Here is a 15483-nt window from a genome sequence, read left to right on the forward strand (position 1 = left end):
CGACCTAGGCCAATCCGTGAGCGCGTTTGGCCGCGATCAGTGTATTTTGCATTAACATAGTGATTGTCATTGGGCCAACGCCTCCAGGAACCGGAGTAATTGGGCCAGATACCATCTTCACGCTCTCGAAATCTACATCTCCTGCCAGTTTTCCGTTATCCAGACGGTTCATCCCCACATCGATTACAACGGCACCCGGTTTGACGAAATCGGCATCCACAAAGTTTGCACGTCCGATAGCAACCACAAGAATATCTGCCTGACGCGTAATCTCTTTCATGTTCGCTGTACGGGAATGACACATCGTTACCGTTGCGTTCTCACGTTGAAGCAGCAAGGATACCGGTTTGCCGACAATGTTGCTGCGTCCGATGACTACGGCATGTTTGCCTGACATTTCAAGACCGGTACGCTTGATCAGCTCGATCACACCCGCAGGGGTGCATGGCAACAGACTATCGTCACCAATGACGAGGTTCCCCACATTAACCGGATGGAATCCATCCACGTCTTTGTCCACGGCGATCGCATCGATTACCGCTTTCTCTTCGATATGCTTCGGTAATGGGAGCTGAACCAAAATTCCGTTAATGGATTCCTGTTTGTTCAGCTTGTCCACCAGCGCGAGCAGATCCTCTTGGGAGGTGCTTGCATCCAGACGATGAACTTCGGAATAGAAACCGAGGTCGTGACATGCTTTTTCTTTATTACGCACATATACTTGGGATGCCGGATCTTCCCCGACGAGCACAACAGCCAGACCAGGTACTACCCCCTGTTCGCTAAGCTGTTTTACTTCTGTCGTCATGCTTGCGCGGATCTCTTGGGATACTTCTTTACCGTTAATAATAGATGCTGTCATTGTACTCTCTCTCCCTTATGTGAACATATAATTAAGTGACTCACAAAATTAAGACAGTTTTGCTTTAATGGTGCTGACTTCCTGAATCATACGCCCAAGTACGCCGTTAACGAACTTACCGGATTCATCTGTACCAAAATACTTGGACAATTCAATCGCTTCATTGACGGATACTTTTGCCGGAATATCATCACGGAACACCATTTCATACGTTGAAAGCCGTAGGATCTGGCGGTCTACACGTGAAAGACGGCTAATCTGCCAGCCTTTCAAATAATCGACCAGTAATCCGTCAATCGCTTCTTTATTGTTCCAAGCGCCCTGTACCATTTCGGTCACGTAGGTACGCATTACATCTGCATCATGAATAACCACTTCGGTTTCATTGTCTTCTGCGGCTTCATTAATCAACATATTCACGGCTTCAGCTGCGCCCACTTCATTCATTTCCATCTGATACAGACTTTGTACTGCAATTTCCCTTGCCAAACGTCTTTTCATGTCCTGCCTCCTGCAGCGCTCCCTGTGGAGCGTCATCATGCTTATTTTAAAATATAAAATCTTTGATGGAATCAGAGATCTTATTATATTGTTATCCCTTTTCACAAAAAAACCTGCAATCGTTTCCTCCAAAAAACGGGCAACCTAAACTACAGCTCTATTTTCGGAAGAAACATATTGCAGGGTTCAGGTGGCTCACTTAAAGGGACGCCAGCGATCGCCGAGCCATTGCCCCCATTCCCTCCAGGGAATGAACGAGCCCAGCTTCGAGTCGCTTCGTCTGCCTAACGTATAACCTATGAACACCAAGAGTGCAAAGAACAACATATCCCAAAAACCGATCCATACATAAAGAAATCCAAAAAAGATGCCGCCGACAATTCCGGTAATTCGGCCTCTGTGACTATCCCAAATCTCTCTCCACAGCATCAGTGAAACTCACCTCATTCCACTCGACTCTTGTAGTTAGGCGACTGGGTAACGTTGGCAATATACACGGTGACAAAAGAAACCGGGATACCCGTAATCTCATGTACATGATCATGTATTGCCTTCTGCAGATCGGCTGTCAGCGTCGGGATTGGCGTCTCGCCATCCACTACAGCGCGAATCATAATTTCCAGTCCAGATTCAACCACACGAATACGAGCTTTGACATCACGTACTCCCCGGAAACGGGAAGTCGCTTTGAGACAGAGATTTTCAATCGTTTCCATCGAAATCTGCACATCACCATACTCGGTACGTTGATCTACAGACGGCAATGAAGCACGATCACGCCGAACCGAGATGTAGAAAAATCGCAAACTCAGGATAAACAAAATCGCTGCGGCAACAACCGCCGCAATAATGACGTTTTGTTCCTGCTGGTAATTCAATTCGTAAGGCAGCACACCACTGATAAGAAGTATGACTGCTGCCGATATTGCTCCAACGCTTATGCTGTATATAAACAACAGAAGCCGATCCAGTATTTTAGCCACGAACTGCACAGCCTCCCTTGCTCACTAACATGGCTTAACCTGCCCTTTGGCAAAAGGATGATCCTCCGGTGCAAGCTTCCGCTTTTTATGAAGACCTGTCCAAGACGGGATAACCCCCGGCAGTGATGCCGGGGGAATCTGTCTTCTTTTATTTTACGCGCTGACTGTTCAGGTCAATTTCTTCAACTTTCTCGGTGCTCTTGAACTGAACGTCATGAATGTGCACATTAACTTCATTCACATTCAATCCTGTCATGTTCTCGATGGAGCGCTTCACGTTCTGTTGAATTTCAGTAGCCACCTGTGGCAGACGGTAACCATATTCAATAATAACGGAAACATCCACAGCAGCTTCACGCTGACCTACTTCAACCTTAACGCCTTTGGAAAGGTTTTTGCGACCAAGCAATTCAGCAAATCCACCAGCGAATCCGCCGCTCATGCCTGCAACACCTTTGACTTCAACTGTAGCCAGTCCAGCAATCACTTCAATAACTTCAGGTGCGATCTGGATTTCACCGATATCCGTTCGTTCAAATTCTGTCGGCAGTGTACTCATAACTGTTCAACACACCTTTCGCGAAATAAGTTTGCGGCCATCCGTCAGGGCGCTGGTACTCAGGCCAATCTGGCCTTCAGAACCCTTCCGGTCCGGCTTTACCGGAACTCCTGCAACCCTTCATCCGCGTATGTGCGGCGGCTTATCCTCTGCAGGAGACATGCGCTCTTATTATTACATACTATATCATTTGGGCTACATTATGACAAACAAGCCCAATATACCTTTTAAATCTCATTTTCCTCAAGAAATTTGATATCAAAGTCACCCCGAACGAACGTTGGATGCTCCAGCAATTTCTGATGAAAAGGAATCGTTGTGGAGATGCCTTCAATCGCAAACTCAGCCAATGCACGCTTCATCTTCGCGATGGCCTCTTCCCGGTTTGCTCCCCATACGATCAATTTAGCGATCATGGAGTCGTAATAAGGAGAGATCGTGTAGCCCGGATAAGCTGCACTATCTACACGTACACCCGGTCCTCCTGGTGCAAGGTAGAAACCAATTTTGCCTGGTGACGGCATAAAGTTACGGTCTGGATCTTCTGCGTTGATACGGCACTCAATGGACCAGCCATTGATCACAACATCTTCCTGACGGAAAGAAAGCGGATTGCCTTCAGCTACCGAGATCATTTCGCGGATCAGATCCACTCCTGTAACCATTTCCGTTACAGGGTGTTCTACCTGAATACGTGTATTCATTTCCATGAAATAGAATTCACCGTTAGGGCTGAGCAAGAACTCAAGTGTACCTGCTCCCGAGTAATTCACGGCAAGCGCTGCCCGTACTGCGGCATCTCCCATCAATGTACGCACTTCTTCAGAGATGATAGGACAAGGTGCTTCTTCCACGAGCTTTTGACGTCGACGCTGAACGGAACAATCACGCTCGCCCAGATGCACTGCATTTCCATGTTTGTCTGCAATGATCTGAATCTCCACGTGCTTCATGCCTGTCAGGAATTTCTCCAGATATACTCCGGCATTGCCGAAAGCTTTCTGTGCTTCCTGCTGGGCAGCTGTAATTTGTTTGATCAACGTCTCTTCATCTTCAGCAATACGAATCCCTTTACCTCCACCACCAGCAGTAGCTTTGATAATGACAGGATATCCAATATCTCTAGCAATCATAATGGCTTCATTCATATTTTCAACCAAACCGTCGGATCCCGGAATTACAGGTACACCTGCATCCTTCATCGTTTGTTTGGCAACAGCCTTATCACCCATTTTGGTAATGGCTTCCGGAGAAGGGCCGATGAACGTAATATTGCAGGAACCACAGATTTCTGCAAAATCAGCATTCTCTGCCAGGAATCCATAGCCTGGGTGGATCGCATCACATTCCGTCAGTGTAGCTACACTCATCAGATTTGTGAAGTTTAGATAACTGTCTTTCGAAAGTGTAGGCCCGATACAATACGCTTCATCTGCAAGACGAACATGCAGGGAGTCTTTATCCGCTTCCGAATAGACTGCTACCGTCGAAATGCCGATTTCACGACAGGCACGAATAATACGTACCGCAATTTCGCCACGGTTCGCAATCAGTATTTTTTGAAATTTCATTTCGTTATTGTCCTCCTTCGAAGCTCATGCAGTTGCCGTTATGCGGCTATAACCGTTATTCCGGTTTCACCAGGAACAGGGGTTGTCCATACTCAACCAGCTGTCCGTTCTCAACCAGCACTTCAACGATTTCTCCCTTGATGTCAGCATCAAGCTCGTTCATCAGCTTCATCGCCTCAATGATACATACCGTTGTTTTCTCAACAACTTTATCACCAGCGCTTACAAAAGGACCTGCTTCCGGCGAGGAAGCTCTGTAAAAAGTACCCACCATCGGAGATACAATTTTATGTAAATGACTTGTAGTATCGACTTGCGGAGCAGCCTCAGCTACAACTGCAGCCGGTTGCACCTGTGGTGCAGCAATCATTTGCGGTTGAATAGCAGCTGCCTGAACATATTCGGTTTTACCCGGTTTGCGAATCGACAACCGTGATCCTTCGTTTTCAATTTCCAACTCTTGAACGGAACTTTCATCTACCAGTTTGATCAGCTCTTTGATCTCACTCAATTTAAACATTTCCATTATTCACTCCTTCGGCATCATGCCAGTCTCACTAGGACGGTCATATGGCTTTATGTATTATATCATAATCATTAAAAATGGAAAGAGCCCGAGATCTAATCCAGCTCTCGGGGCTACTTTTCCATATTTTAGATTACTGTTCTGTCACGTATTGCACGCTGATTTTATTTTGGGATACAGCCAGTTCTTTCATAACCAGATCCACAATGGAAACCGCCTGTTTTACATCCAGTTTGTCACTGAGAACAACGACTTTATACTTGTCGGATTCCTCTTGAACGATGGCATTGGCAAACTGCTGCGACAGGGTTTCTTCAATACCATTGATTTTGGCTTCTTTTTCTTCCAGCGTACGAAGCTGCTCTGTTGCTTTGGCATTTTCTTCTGGCGTTTTGCTCAGATCGCCTGCAACGGTCATGAGTTCTTCATACTTGCGATTGTTACTTTCCTCACGCTGCCACTGGTAGTTCTGGAACTGGCTGCTCGCGGACGCCGCCGTATTCTGCTCCTCCATCTCCTTGAGGACGTCCTCATCTGTTTTCGTCGCACTGCCTTCTGTTCCGGTATTTGCCTCAGGAGTGGTTGCTGCGCCTTTGTCTGTGCCTTTCTCGCTGCCTTTACCCGCTTCGCCTTGTTTCTCTCCCGATTCCGCAGCTGGTGATTTCTCGGTGTCTCCAACTTCTTTACCGTCTACAACCGCAGGATTATCAACAGATTCAGTTGCCGCTTGCTCTCCTTCAGTTCCTGTAACTTCGCCGCCATTCACCACTTCATTCACAACCAAACCTTCTGTTGGATCAAGGATTCCAGCCGTTTCCTTCGCTTCTCCCTGCTTCATACCATCCACCTGCGTGCTGTCAGCTACAGGCGTATTAACCGGACCGGAATCTTCAGTGAACAGGTAGTAGGCGGACAAAATGACCATCAGACTCAGCATGGATACGAGCCATACCGTTTGACGTTTGTTATTCATTAGAACTTCCTCCTCGAATTGGCTTCATTCTTATGACAATCAAATCTTTTGATTCATGGTTCCGGACTAATCCTGCTTGCGCGGAACAACCGAAATTCGGTAGGCCGCAACATTCAGTCCTTTTTCCACAGCATCTGTAATCAGGTCCTTCACAACCTTGTTCTCTGCACCTCTGGCAACGACAAGCACGCCCCGGATCTGCGGTTTGAGCTTTTTCGTGACAATCGGTGTCTGATCCCCTGATATTTCATACGTAATAATCTCACCATCCCGGGTATATTGCGTCATATGTCGCTTGCCCCCGCTTGCATCCGTTTCTTCCGTGAGCTGCTGCGAATCCTTCACATTACGCTGTACAACAAGCTCCTCTGTAGAATCCACGGTAACCATCACATCAACAGTTCCCACTCCAACGATATTTTCCAGCACACCCTTGATCTTGTCCTCAAATGCGATCTCTATCGCCTGAAATGGATTCTGATCCGTCGGATCCGTCTGTATGGATGCCATGGATGTAGCCGGATCAGGAGGCTCGCGACCGATATTTTCGGAATCAATCTTTTTGACATTGACGAAAGAATTGAACAGCATAATTCCGACTCCGATCAAACCAAGAATAATCAGCCAGCGAAAGGTTTGACTACGCCGTTGCCCACCTTCTCCTCCGCCGAACCAGCTTTCCATCTTTTTGAGCCATTGCCTCATCGGATACCCTCCTTCTTACAGTGCCGAAGCACTTTTCTTTTCTTTCACCTGTACTTTGTTTGCATCAATATCCCACTTCTCTGTCAACAGCGTAATAATTTGTACCGCTCGTTCAGATCGGGAGGACGTCTGTCCTTGCTGAGAGTTTGTCTCTGCTAGCTCACCCGACACAGGTGTGGAGTCAGCTTCCTGTCCATTTTGCGGCTCGTCAGAGTTACCATTGCCCACGCTATTTTCACGATTGCTGCCACTTTCCACTTCGATCTGTACTTCCGGGACCTCAATCTGACCAATCTCGATTGGCTCCATTACTGGAGGTGATTCAGTGGCTTCGGATTCCGGGTCAGAGCCGAATATCGGTTTTGTAGCTGCCCCCGCTTCCTGTTGAGATGTATTGGAGTTGACTTTCCCGGCTGCTGTCTCACCCGACATCTCCACCAAAACATACTGGATCACTGGAAGTTCCGCCGAAGAGGCCAAATCCGTCTCCGGCTTGCTTGTATCCATGGCGAGCTTTACCTCGACAGACTGCACTCTCTCCCCGGTTGTTTCTTCAATTTGCCCTTTCATTACGTTAGCCAGTTCTTTGGCTGTCCATTGCAGGGATTGTTCCTGTTCATTGGATTGCAGCCGCTTGCCCTGAGCCAAAATCTGTTCAAGTGTTACATTTCCATCCGATGGCGAATCCATGGCGGTCATCGCTCGCTTAAGCTCGCCAACCGGATCACTTTTCAAGAGCTTCGTTATGGGCGATAACAGGGTCAGCAGGATAAGAAGGCTCAGCACAAGCTTGACATAGCGTTCCATGGATCGATTGGGCAACAGCATATCCACGAAAGTCGCCAGCAGAACGATCATGATCAATTCCCGGAGCCAGCTGCTCAGCCACCCCATCCTTCCAGCCCCTTTCTCTCGAGCATCCCCTCATCTCATCATGACGGTCAGATTGCCTGCGGTTAGCAAGATTGTGATTGCCAGAAAAAACATCAGTCCGACGGCTGCTAGTGCCGCAAATACGTAAATCATGCTTTTACCTATCGCCTGCAGACATCCTACAATCGGCGTATCCCCTAGCGGTTGCATGATCGCGCCAGTTATGTTGTAGATCAGGGCTAGCGTCAGAATTTTAAGTGCAGGAAACGCGCATAAAAACAAGATGATGATGACACCCGTTAGTCCGATTGCATTTTTCACCAGCAGTGACGCTGTGATAACCGTGTCCGTTGCATCCGCAAACGTTCTGCCGACAATGGGGACAAAGTTGCCTGCGATGTACTTCGCTGCTTTCAGACTGACACCATCTGCCACGGAGCCCGATGCCCCCTGCACCGAAATTACGCCCAGGAACATCGTGAGCAGTATTCCGAGTAGAGCCACACTAATGTTCCGTAACAGGTCTGCCAGCTGTGTAAGCTTGTACTTGTCGGACAAGGAACTGACGAGATGTAATACGGCTGAGAAAAAGAGTAATGGGAACACCAGCATATGAATCAATGTACCAACCAGATGAATCATGAAAATGATAAGCGGATGGGTCACAGAAACGGTAATGACATTTCCCATTGAAGCCAGCAGTGTAAACAACAGGGGCACCATGGCCATCATAAAGTTGATCATGCTCGCTATGGCATCCTTGGCGTATCCAATCGCAACACTGAAGCTGTTTATGGCGATGATAATAATGACCATGTAACAGATGGAGTAAGCGATTTTGCTAATATTGTTTTTCTCAAAAGCGGTCTGTAACGTCTCCAAAATCATACTCAGCACACTCAGCATCACAATCGTGACCAGAAGTTTGCCGTTATATAAAATCTCATGCAGCATGAAGGTCCCAATCGCTATAAACACCGATTTCAGGCTGAACCCTTCATTGCCGGGCATTAACATATCCATAAAGGAAGGCGTTTTTCCTTCCGGGAAAAAACCACCGTATTGTTGCATGAGTTGGTCCCAATATTTTTCCACCTGATCTTTGGGAAGCTGGTCAGCCTGCTGCTGCATCCACTCTCCCGAGGGAGAACCAGCGAATACCTGTCCCATGATTCCAAACAGAAAACACAGCGTCAGCACGAAGGTAAGGCGCCACTGCGGCTTGTGATGCATCATTTTCATATGAAGTCCGCACGCCTCCCTCTACACCGGCATCAGCTTCATGACGGTTTCGATAATAATGCTGATGATCGGTATCGCGAGTACAAGGATCAGCACCTTGCCAGCAAGTTCAATCTTGGAAGCAATGCTCTCCTGGCCTGCATCCCTGACAATCTGTGCTCCGAATTCAGCAATGTACGCTATGCCTATAATTTTCAGTACAGTTTTCAGATAAATGCTCTCCATGCCTGAATTCTCGGCAAGCCGTTTCAACACTTCGATCACCGCGCCAATCTTGCCAATCAGTAGCATGAAGATCACGATGCCTGTGGCAGCAGCAATCAGAAAAGCGAACATGGGCTTCTGTTCTTTGATAACTAGAATGAGAACCGTTGCGATGAGCGCCAGACCTACAACTTGGATAATTTCCACAGGTCACCACCATCCCGGCTTCATGACCGTTTTCATTGAAAAAGAAATATCGATTTGATCTCTTGCAGCAGGCTGTCCAGCATTCGGACCACCATGAACAATACAACGACAAATCCGATCACGGTCACCCAGTGAGCCATATCTTCCTTTCCCATTTGTTTCAGCACCGTATGAATCATTGCAATGATGATTCCGATGCCCGCAATTTGAAAGATTGCGTTCACTTCTAAATTCATGACCTTGGCACCTCACTATCCCGGCTATTTCAGAAGATCAGAATGACGATTAACGCTCCGACAAGCATCCCGAGACTGCGGCACATTCGTTCATATTTCATTTGATCGGCTTGGGCACGGGATTCCTCATGCATAAGTTGCTGAATGGCTAACGAGATGTGCTTGGTCTGATCCTGACGATCGCTTGTGCCAAGGCTGAAGCTCAATTGCAGCATGACTTCCCGCTCGTCCGCCTTCATGGCTGATCTTCCCCACGCCTCTTCTATACCAGACTGAAGACTCTCACGAGCAGTATGTCCATGAGGTGGTTCCATTTGCCTGGCTGCGTGGAGAAACAGCGTCCGAACAGGCTCTTTTGTCTGGGCTCCCATTTTTCCCATGGCATCAGGTAACGGGGTCAGCCCGTAGTTAATCTCTGTCATCAACCGCTGGAGAGCCGCGATTAACTCCCGCAGTTGTCTTGGCCTCAAGGCATACTGCCTTGCCTTGTAGAATCCGGCGAGGGTACTGGCCAGCAGAATGATGACTGCACCGAGCATGTTAACCAAAGGCCTCACCTCCCACTTCTGTCTGCTGGAGACCACGCATTTTGCCATCGGCCAATCGAAAGGTCATGCCCCGGCTCGTCCGTTGCAGCTGTACATAGCGTTGGAACATCTGCTCGACGATCAGGGTTCTCAGCGCAGGTCTGGAAGAAAGCTCAGCCAGATCACGACCATGCGCAGTAGCGATGACAGATACGCCTGCATGAAGTGCTTCCATCACCGCCTCCGCATCTTCCGGTCGGCCTATCTCGTCCACGATCAGGACATCGGGAGACATGGAGCGAAGCATCATCATCATTCCCTCAGCCTTTGGACAACCGTCCATGACATCGGTGCGAGGTCCCACATCAAATCCAGGTACGCCCTTGTAACTTCCAGCGATTTCGGACCGCTCATCAACGATGCCAACCTTTAGACGTGGACGTATGCCCTGAACAAGTTCATTGACACCCGTAAGTTTGGTTCCACTACTAATCTGTCTTGCCAGATCCCTCAGTAATGTGGTCTTGCCTTGCTGCGGAGGTGAAAGAATTAAGGTGTGCATGACCTGTCCACTTTTCATGTCCAGCAGATAAGGCAGAATGCGATTAGCGACTCCGTGAATCTCTCTGGCTACCCTGACATTAAATCCATTAATGTCGCGCAAGTATTCTACGCGGCCTCCACTTAACACCGTCCGGCCAGCCAGTCCGATTCGATGCCCGCCAGGAATGGTGATGAACCCTTTACGCAGTTCCTCTTCCAATGTATAAAGCGAATGATTGCTGATCAGATCCAGCAGCCTGTGTGTTACCTCTTTTAAGGGAATATAGGCTTCATCAGGCTTCGAAGTCGGACTGCCCTGGGGTGTGAGGAAGTGATAGGTGTCTCCTGCATTGATTTCCAGCGGTCTTCCTTCACGGATACGTACTTCCTCCACTTTATCTAATAAAGCGGGCGGCATTCTTCCCAGAATGGTTCGAATCGGTTCCGGAAAGATATCCTTCCAGTTCACCATCATGAATAGGCCCCTCCAACCTTGAATTCGGTTTTGTTGCGTTCCTGGTGCTTGTTCATATCTCAAGTTTATGTGTGTACATTGATTTTATGACGCTGAAATCTATCATTTTCTTCAAAATAGGGATGAGAGTTAAAAATCATAGATCAGCCAACTGTTCCAGTTCTAGGCACCCGTCTAGATCCAAGTGCATATAGTGCTTGCAGACAGGTGATATTCATTTCGGGATAAAAAAGGACAGAAACAACTATCCTCAAATATAGAAAGGAGTTGTAGGGAGTGCGAGTCGATGTGGTAGGCAATGTGAATGAAGTTCGAAGAATGGATATTGCAGGACGATGTGTGGTTGTAATCGATGTGTTGCGAACAACCAGTACGATTGTTACGGCACTGGCATACGATGCAGCAGACGTCATTGCTGTAGAAACTGTTCCTCAAGCGAAACAATTGAACGTGAAGGATGCCATTCGTGGCGGGGAGCGTTTTGATAAAAAAATCACAGGATTCGAGGTGGGCAATTCCCCCTATGAATATATGACTCCGAATATTGCGGGTAAAACCATTATTCTGACAACAACAGATGGAACACGCGCCCTGATTAAGGCATCCAAGGCTAGACATGTGTTTGCAGGCTCATTCCTTAATGTGAAAGCTGTGGCGGCTGTTCTGTGCGAGCTGCGCCGGGATATCTTATTGTTATGCGCCGGGGATCAGGATGAGTTCGCGCTGGAAGATGGTTTATGTGCAGGCAGCATTATCGAGGAGCTATACCGACAATCCCCTTTCCCAATTATGCTGAACGATCTGGGCCTGGCGCTCCATCAGGCTGCCACTCATGCCAAGGACAAATTACCCGATCTGGTTAGAGTATCCGCTGGTGGCCGAAGGCTGGAGAGGTTAGGGAGGATGCATGACGTAACGTATTGTACCCAATTGAACTTGCTGGACTGCGTTCCGGAGATGGGTGAAGGGAACCGGATGCAACCATTCAGAGGAACGCGTAAGGAACCGCTGTTTAAATTGCTGTGAACAATCTAAAAAGGTGTACTGCGATCCCGAATGGGAATACACAGTACACCTTTGGTGTGTCTTAACAATTTCCGCTTTTTATCTGCGAACTTGCGGTCCGCCAATTACGGCCTGCTCAGCCGTATCCAAATCATATGCTGTATGCAACGCCTTAATTACGTCATGAAGCTTCTCTCCATCAATTACACAAGATACCTTGATTTCGGAAGTGCTGACCATCTTAATGCTAACGCCTTCGCCCGAGATGACTTTGAACATCTTCGCAGCAACACCCGGATGGCTAACCATGCCTGCACCAACGATCGAGACTTTAACAAGGTTTTCTTCGGAAGTAACTTCACGGTAAGGCAGGCGGCTATGAAGTGCTTCAATGACACGCAGTGCGTTCTCCCGATCAGTCAGCGCAACAGAGAACGAGAAGTCTGCTTTACCGTCCATCACACCGCTCTGAACGATAATGTCAACATCCAGCTGTTCTGATGCAAGGGCACCAAATACTTCAGCGAGAACCCCCGGTACGTCTGGTACACCCAGAATACTGATGCGAGCCACATTTTTGTCATAGGCAATTCCACTAACTACCACGCCTTGTTCCATTGTTGCTTCCTCCTTCACAACCGTTCCTTCATTATGGTTAAAGCTGGATCTTACAATCAAAGGCACACCGGAATGCTTCGCGTATTCAACTGCACGCGGATGCAATACCGCTGCTCCCAGATTGGCCAGTTCCAGCATCTCGTCATACGAAATTTCCTTAAGCTTGCGTGCAACCTTCACGATACGCGGATCGGTGGAATAGATCCCGTCTACATCCGTGTAAATCTCGCAAGCGTCAGCCTTGATGGCTGCTGCCAAGGCTACTGCCGTTGTATCAGATCCGCCGCGGCCAAGCGTCGTAATCTCGCCTTCTTCCGTCATTCCCTGGAAACCAGCAACGATTACAATGTTGCCTTCTGCCAACGCCTGATTCACCCGTTCCGGATGAATATCGTTAATCCGCGCTTTGCCGTGTACCGCCTCTGTCCGGAATCCCGCTTGCCAGCCTGTAAATGAGATGGCTTTGCGTCCCAGCGCCTGAATCGCCATGGATAACAATGAAATCGAGATCTGTTCTCCCGTAGTCAAAAGCATATCCATCTCACGTGCAGGCAGTTCACTGTTCAGCTGTTTCGCCTGATCAATCAGATCATCCGTGGTATCCCCCATGGCCGAAACCACGACTACACACTGATGTCCTTCATCCGCTTTTTCTACAACACGTCCGGCTACACGCTTCATGCGCTCTGTATCTCCGACCGAGCTGCCCCCAAATTTCATGACGTACAATGACAACGCAAATCCACTCCCTACCTTGTGCAGTATGCATAATTGATGTCCACCGTCATTATTCTCTCCGAAAAATGACTTTAACCCAGTATATTACGAAAGCGTCTGATAGGCTAATCTTTTTTCGAAAAAACCCTTTGCCATAGAAATGGCAAAGGGTTGAATTAACGCATTATTTAGCTTACACCATGTGAACGTTACGCGCGGGAAGAGTATTTACCTTCACGAGTATCGATCAACAGAACATCGCCTTCGTTGATGAACAATGGCACTTGTACATTCAAGCCTGTTTCAACTTTTGCGTTTTTAGTAGCACCTTGTGCTGTGTTACCTTTTACGCTTGGCTCTGTCTCGATAACTTTCAACTCAACGCTTGTAGGCAAGTCGATTCCGAGGATTTCACCTTGGTAGCTAACGATTTTTACGTTCATGTTTTCTTTGAGGAAGTTCAATTCCCACTCCAACTGGTCACTTGTCAGTGTGAACTGATCATATGTTTCGTTGTCCATGAACGTGTGCTCTGTACCACTAGCATACAGGTAGGATACGCCACGGTTTTCGATGATGGCACGGCCAATGGTTTCACCTGCACGGAATGTTTTCTCAACGGTGTTACCATTGCGCAGGTTTTTCAGTTTGGAACGTACGAAGGCAGCGCCTTTACCTGGTTTAACATGTTGGAAATCAATTACAGTGAAAATGTCGTTGTCCACTTGTACGGTTAAGCCTGTTTTAAAATCGTTTACTGAAATCACAAAAAATCCCTCCTGATATGGTTGAAAAGTAGGTGATATAAGACGATGGGTTAATTTAAGTTTGAACAAGTCAAACTGTCATATTACACAGACCACTACGATGGCAAACAACCTTCCGATCGCTGTTATCCCCAGATTTCTTTTAATCCCTATCCTAATATGGAGAAATCCGGGGATAAAGGCGAGCGCTTCGCTTCTTCAGGTTTTTTCTGCCCTCTCCGTTATTGTGTAATTCCATGTTTACTTCATTCAAAAGCATAAATTAAAAATCCCTTATATCACCGTTGGCTGTAATTTAGCCAATTACGGTGAACTTCTTGTCCGAATTCGTCAAAATGTGAATACCTGTCTCGGTAATCACCACGTCATCCTCGATACGCACGCCGCCAAGGCCGTCAATGTAGATACCCGGTTCAACGGTTACCACCATGCCCGGTTTCAATACATCGTCGCTAAGCTTGGACAAACGAGGAGCCTCATGGACTTCCATACCCAGACCGTGACCCGTGCTGTGTCCGAATTGCTCTCCGTATCCGTGCCCTGCAATGATATCACGTGCCAATGCATCTGCTTCCCGTCCGGTCATGCCCGGTTTTAGGTTCGCCAGCGTATGTAACTGGGCTTCCAGTACGATATCGTAAATTTTACGCAGTTCAGGTACAGGTGTGCCCGTTGCGATGGTACGTGTCAGATCTGAACAGTATCCATCCAAAAGCGCACCAAAGTCAAATGTAATTAACTCATTTTGTCCGATGACTTTGCCACTTGCTACACCGTGAGGCATAGCAGAACGTTCACCCGATGCCACAATGGTATCGAACGAAGAGGAAGTTGCTCCATGTTTGCGCATGAAAAACTCCATCTCCAAATCCACTTCACGTTCAGTCATACCCGGTTTTGCAAATTGCAAAATGTGACTGAATGTTGCATCTGCCAGATCCGCAGCTCTTTGCATTACAGCGATCTCATCTTCGTCCTTGAACATGCGAAGTTGCTCCACTATACCGGATACAGCTTTCAATTCAATAGACTGAAGTGCTTCAGCATAAGCAGTATGTGTGCCGTAAGTGACATGATCCTGCTCAAAGCCAACCTGTTTGATATTCGCCGATGCAAGCAATTCACGTACGGATTCCAACGGTTTTGGTCCATGTTCCACAACGGTGAATCCTTTGGCTTGTTGCGGCGCCTGTGTCATGTAACGGAAATCGGTAAGCAAATAAGCTTCCTGTTCCGTAATCAGCACATATCCTGCTGAACCTGTAAAGCCCGTCATGTAACGACGGTTAATCGGATTTGTAATCAGCATAGCCGTGAGTTCATGTTCATGCATGGCCTCACGCAACTTATTTACTCGTTTGTTTTCCATCGGTAACCCTTCTTTCTCTC

Annotated in this window: 19 protein-coding genes; 1 reads left to right on the forward strand and 18 read right to left on the reverse strand. The window is 47.6% G+C overall.

Going from position 1 to position 15483, the window contains the following annotated elements:
• Positions 1-4 precede the first annotated feature (4 nt).
• The 15 genes from folD to spoIIIAA form a co-directional block, all read right to left on the reverse strand.
• Complete coding sequence (gene folD, locus BLV50_RS25905; protein ID WP_063565702.1) at positions 5-862, reverse strand: bifunctional methylenetetrahydrofolate dehydrogenase/methenyltetrahydrofolate cyclohydrolase FolD; 858 nt, start codon at positions 860-862, stop codon at positions 5-7.
• Positions 863-910: 48 nt separating this feature from the next.
• A complete protein-coding gene (gene nusB, locus BLV50_RS25910; protein WP_063565701.1) occupies positions 911-1363 on the reverse strand; it encodes a transcription antitermination factor NusB in 453 nt (150 codons plus the stop codon).
• A 195-nt stretch (positions 1364-1558) separates the two neighbouring features.
• Positions 1559-1792: a DUF2273 domain-containing protein gene (locus BLV50_RS25915; protein ID WP_053784412.1), complete on the reverse strand. Its 234-nt coding sequence runs from the start codon at positions 1790-1792 to the stop codon at positions 1559-1561.
• Positions 1793-1806: 14 nt separating this feature from the next.
• Positions 1807-2346 (reverse strand): alkaline shock response membrane anchor protein AmaP, encoded by a 540-nt coding sequence (amaP, locus tag BLV50_RS25920; protein WP_064636741.1) that lies wholly within the window; start codon positions 2344-2346, stop codon positions 1807-1809.
• Positions 2347-2494: 148 nt separating this feature from the next.
• On the reverse strand, positions 2495-2905 hold the full coding sequence (locus BLV50_RS25925; RefSeq protein ID WP_024630996.1) for an Asp23/Gls24 family envelope stress response protein: 411 nt from the start codon (positions 2903-2905) through the stop codon (positions 2495-2497).
• Between the two features lie 227 nt (positions 2906-3132).
• On the reverse strand, positions 3133-4476 hold the full coding sequence (gene accC / locus BLV50_RS25930) for an acetyl-CoA carboxylase biotin carboxylase subunit (RefSeq protein WP_063565699.1): 1344 nt from the start codon (positions 4474-4476) through the stop codon (positions 3133-3135).
• 55 nt (positions 4477-4531) lie between these two features.
• On the reverse strand, positions 4532-4996 hold the full coding sequence (gene accB, locus BLV50_RS25935; RefSeq protein ID WP_063565765.1) for an acetyl-CoA carboxylase biotin carboxyl carrier protein: 465 nt from the start codon (positions 4994-4996) through the stop codon (positions 4532-4534).
• A 139-nt stretch (positions 4997-5135) separates the two neighbouring features.
• Positions 5136-5975, reverse strand: coding sequence for a SpoIIIAH-like family protein (locus BLV50_RS25940; RefSeq protein ID WP_090810685.1), 840 nt, complete (start codon positions 5973-5975; stop codon positions 5136-5138).
• A 66-nt stretch (positions 5976-6041) separates the two neighbouring features.
• Entirely contained in the window at positions 6042-6680 is a 639-nt protein-coding gene (gene spoIIIAG, locus BLV50_RS25945) for a stage III sporulation protein AG (RefSeq protein ID WP_063565697.1), read from the reverse strand.
• Between the two features lie 15 nt (positions 6681-6695).
• A complete protein-coding gene (gene spoIIIAF / locus BLV50_RS25950; RefSeq protein WP_090810687.1) occupies positions 6696-7574 on the reverse strand; it encodes a stage III sporulation protein AF in 879 nt (292 codons plus the stop codon).
• A gap of 30 nt (positions 7575-7604) precedes the next feature.
• On the reverse strand, positions 7605-8795 hold the full coding sequence (gene spoIIIAE, locus BLV50_RS25955; protein WP_063565695.1) for a stage III sporulation protein AE: 1191 nt from the start codon (positions 8793-8795) through the stop codon (positions 7605-7607).
• Positions 8796-8816: 21 nt separating this feature from the next.
• The gene (gene spoIIIAD / locus BLV50_RS25960; protein WP_017687586.1) at positions 8817-9206 is read right to left on the reverse strand and encodes a stage III sporulation protein AD; all 390 of its coding nucleotides are present in this window, start codon (positions 9204-9206) and stop codon (positions 8817-8819) included.
• 32 nt (positions 9207-9238) lie between these two features.
• Positions 9239-9442 (reverse strand): stage III sporulation protein AC, encoded by a 204-nt coding sequence (gene spoIIIAC, locus BLV50_RS25965; RefSeq protein ID WP_017687585.1) that lies wholly within the window; start codon positions 9440-9442, stop codon positions 9239-9241.
• A 29-nt stretch (positions 9443-9471) separates the two neighbouring features.
• Positions 9472-9990 carry a stage III sporulation protein SpoIIIAB gene (gene spoIIIAB / locus BLV50_RS25970; RefSeq protein ID WP_063565694.1) on the reverse strand — a complete coding sequence of 173 codons (519 nt, stop codon included), beginning with the start codon at positions 9988-9990 and terminating at the stop codon, positions 9472-9474.
• On the reverse strand, positions 9983-10987 hold the full coding sequence (gene spoIIIAA / locus BLV50_RS25975; RefSeq protein WP_090810689.1) for a stage III sporulation protein AA: 1005 nt from the start codon (positions 10985-10987) through the stop codon (positions 9983-9985). The genes spoIIIAB and spoIIIAA overlap by 8 nt, the downstream gene beginning before the upstream one ends.
• Before the next feature lie 276 nt (positions 10988-11263).
• On the opposite strand from spoIIIAA, the gene BLV50_RS25980 reads away from it, so the two are divergent.
• On the forward strand, positions 11264-12013 hold the full coding sequence (locus tag BLV50_RS25980; protein WP_090810691.1) for a 2-phosphosulfolactate phosphatase: 750 nt from the start codon (positions 11264-11266) through the stop codon (positions 12011-12013).
• 78 nt (positions 12014-12091) lie between these two features.
• Here BLV50_RS25980 and BLV50_RS25985 read toward each other — a convergent pair whose 3' ends face one another.
• The 3 genes from BLV50_RS25985 to BLV50_RS25995 form a co-directional block, all read right to left on the reverse strand.
• Positions 12092-13345: an aspartate kinase gene (locus tag BLV50_RS25985; RefSeq protein ID WP_063565691.1), complete on the reverse strand. Its 1254-nt coding sequence runs from the start codon at positions 13343-13345 to the stop codon at positions 12092-12094.
• Positions 13346-13536: 191 nt separating this feature from the next.
• A complete protein-coding gene (gene efp, locus BLV50_RS25990) occupies positions 13537-14094 on the reverse strand; it encodes an elongation factor P (RefSeq protein ID WP_053784402.1) in 558 nt (185 codons plus the stop codon).
• Between the two features lie 295 nt (positions 14095-14389).
• Positions 14390-15463, reverse strand: a complete 1074-nt coding sequence (locus tag BLV50_RS25995; protein WP_090810693.1) for a M24 family metallopeptidase — start codon at positions 15461-15463, stop codon at positions 14390-14392.
• Between the last annotated feature and the right edge of the window lie 20 nt (positions 15464-15483).

Origin of the sequence: Paenibacillus sp. 276b (genome assembly GCF_900107875.1) — a bacterium.
Taxonomy (GTDB): Bacteria; Bacillota; Bacilli; order Paenibacillales; family Paenibacillaceae; genus Paenibacillus; species Paenibacillus marchantiae.

What these genes read in the sequence shown, in the direction of transcription:
- folD (WP_063565702.1), bottom strand. Translation starts at nt 862, where the DNA reads ATGACAGCATCTATTATTAACGGTAAAGAAGTATCCCAAGAGATCCGC.
- nusB (WP_063565701.1), bottom strand. Translation starts at nt 1,363, where the DNA reads ATGAAAAGACGTTTGGCAAGGGAAATTGCAGTACAAAGTCTGTATCAG.
- BLV50_RS25915 (WP_053784412.1), bottom strand. Translation starts at nt 1,792, where the DNA reads ATGCTGTGGAGAGAGATTTGGGATAGTCACAGAGGCCGAATTACCGGA.
- BLV50_RS25925 (WP_024630996.1), bottom strand. Translation starts at nt 2,905, where the DNA reads ATGAGTACACTGCCGACAGAATTTGAACGAACGGATATCGGTGAAATC.
- accC (WP_063565699.1), bottom strand. Translation starts at nt 4,476, where the DNA reads ATGAAATTTCAAAAAATACTGATTGCGAACCGTGGCGAAATTGCGGTA.
- accB (WP_063565765.1), bottom strand. Translation starts at nt 4,996, where the DNA reads ATGTTTAAATTGAGTGAGATCAAAGAGCTGATCAAACTGGTAGATGAA.
- BLV50_RS25940 (WP_090810685.1), bottom strand. Translation starts at nt 5,975, where the DNA reads ATGAATAACAAACGTCAAACGGTATGGCTCGTATCCATGCTGAGTCTG.
- spoIIIAG (WP_063565697.1), bottom strand. Translation starts at nt 6,680, where the DNA reads ATGAGGCAATGGCTCAAAAAGATGGAAAGCTGGTTCGGCGGAGGAGAA.
- spoIIIAF (WP_090810687.1), bottom strand. Translation starts at nt 7,574, where the DNA reads ATGGGGTGGCTGAGCAGCTGGCTCCGGGAATTGATCATGATCGTTCTG.
- spoIIIAE (WP_063565695.1), bottom strand. Translation starts at nt 8,795, where the DNA reads ATGAAAATGATGCATCACAAGCCGCAGTGGCGCCTTACCTTCGTGCTG.
- spoIIIAC (WP_017687585.1), bottom strand. Translation starts at nt 9,442, where the DNA reads ATGAATTTAGAAGTGAACGCAATCTTTCAAATTGCGGGCATCGGAATC.
- spoIIIAA (WP_090810689.1), bottom strand. Translation starts at nt 10,987, where the DNA reads ATGATGGTGAACTGGAAGGATATCTTTCCGGAACCGATTCGAACCATT.
- BLV50_RS25995 (WP_090810693.1), bottom strand. Translation starts at nt 15,463, where the DNA reads ATGGAAAACAAACGAGTAAATAAGTTGCGTGAGGCCATGCATGAACAT.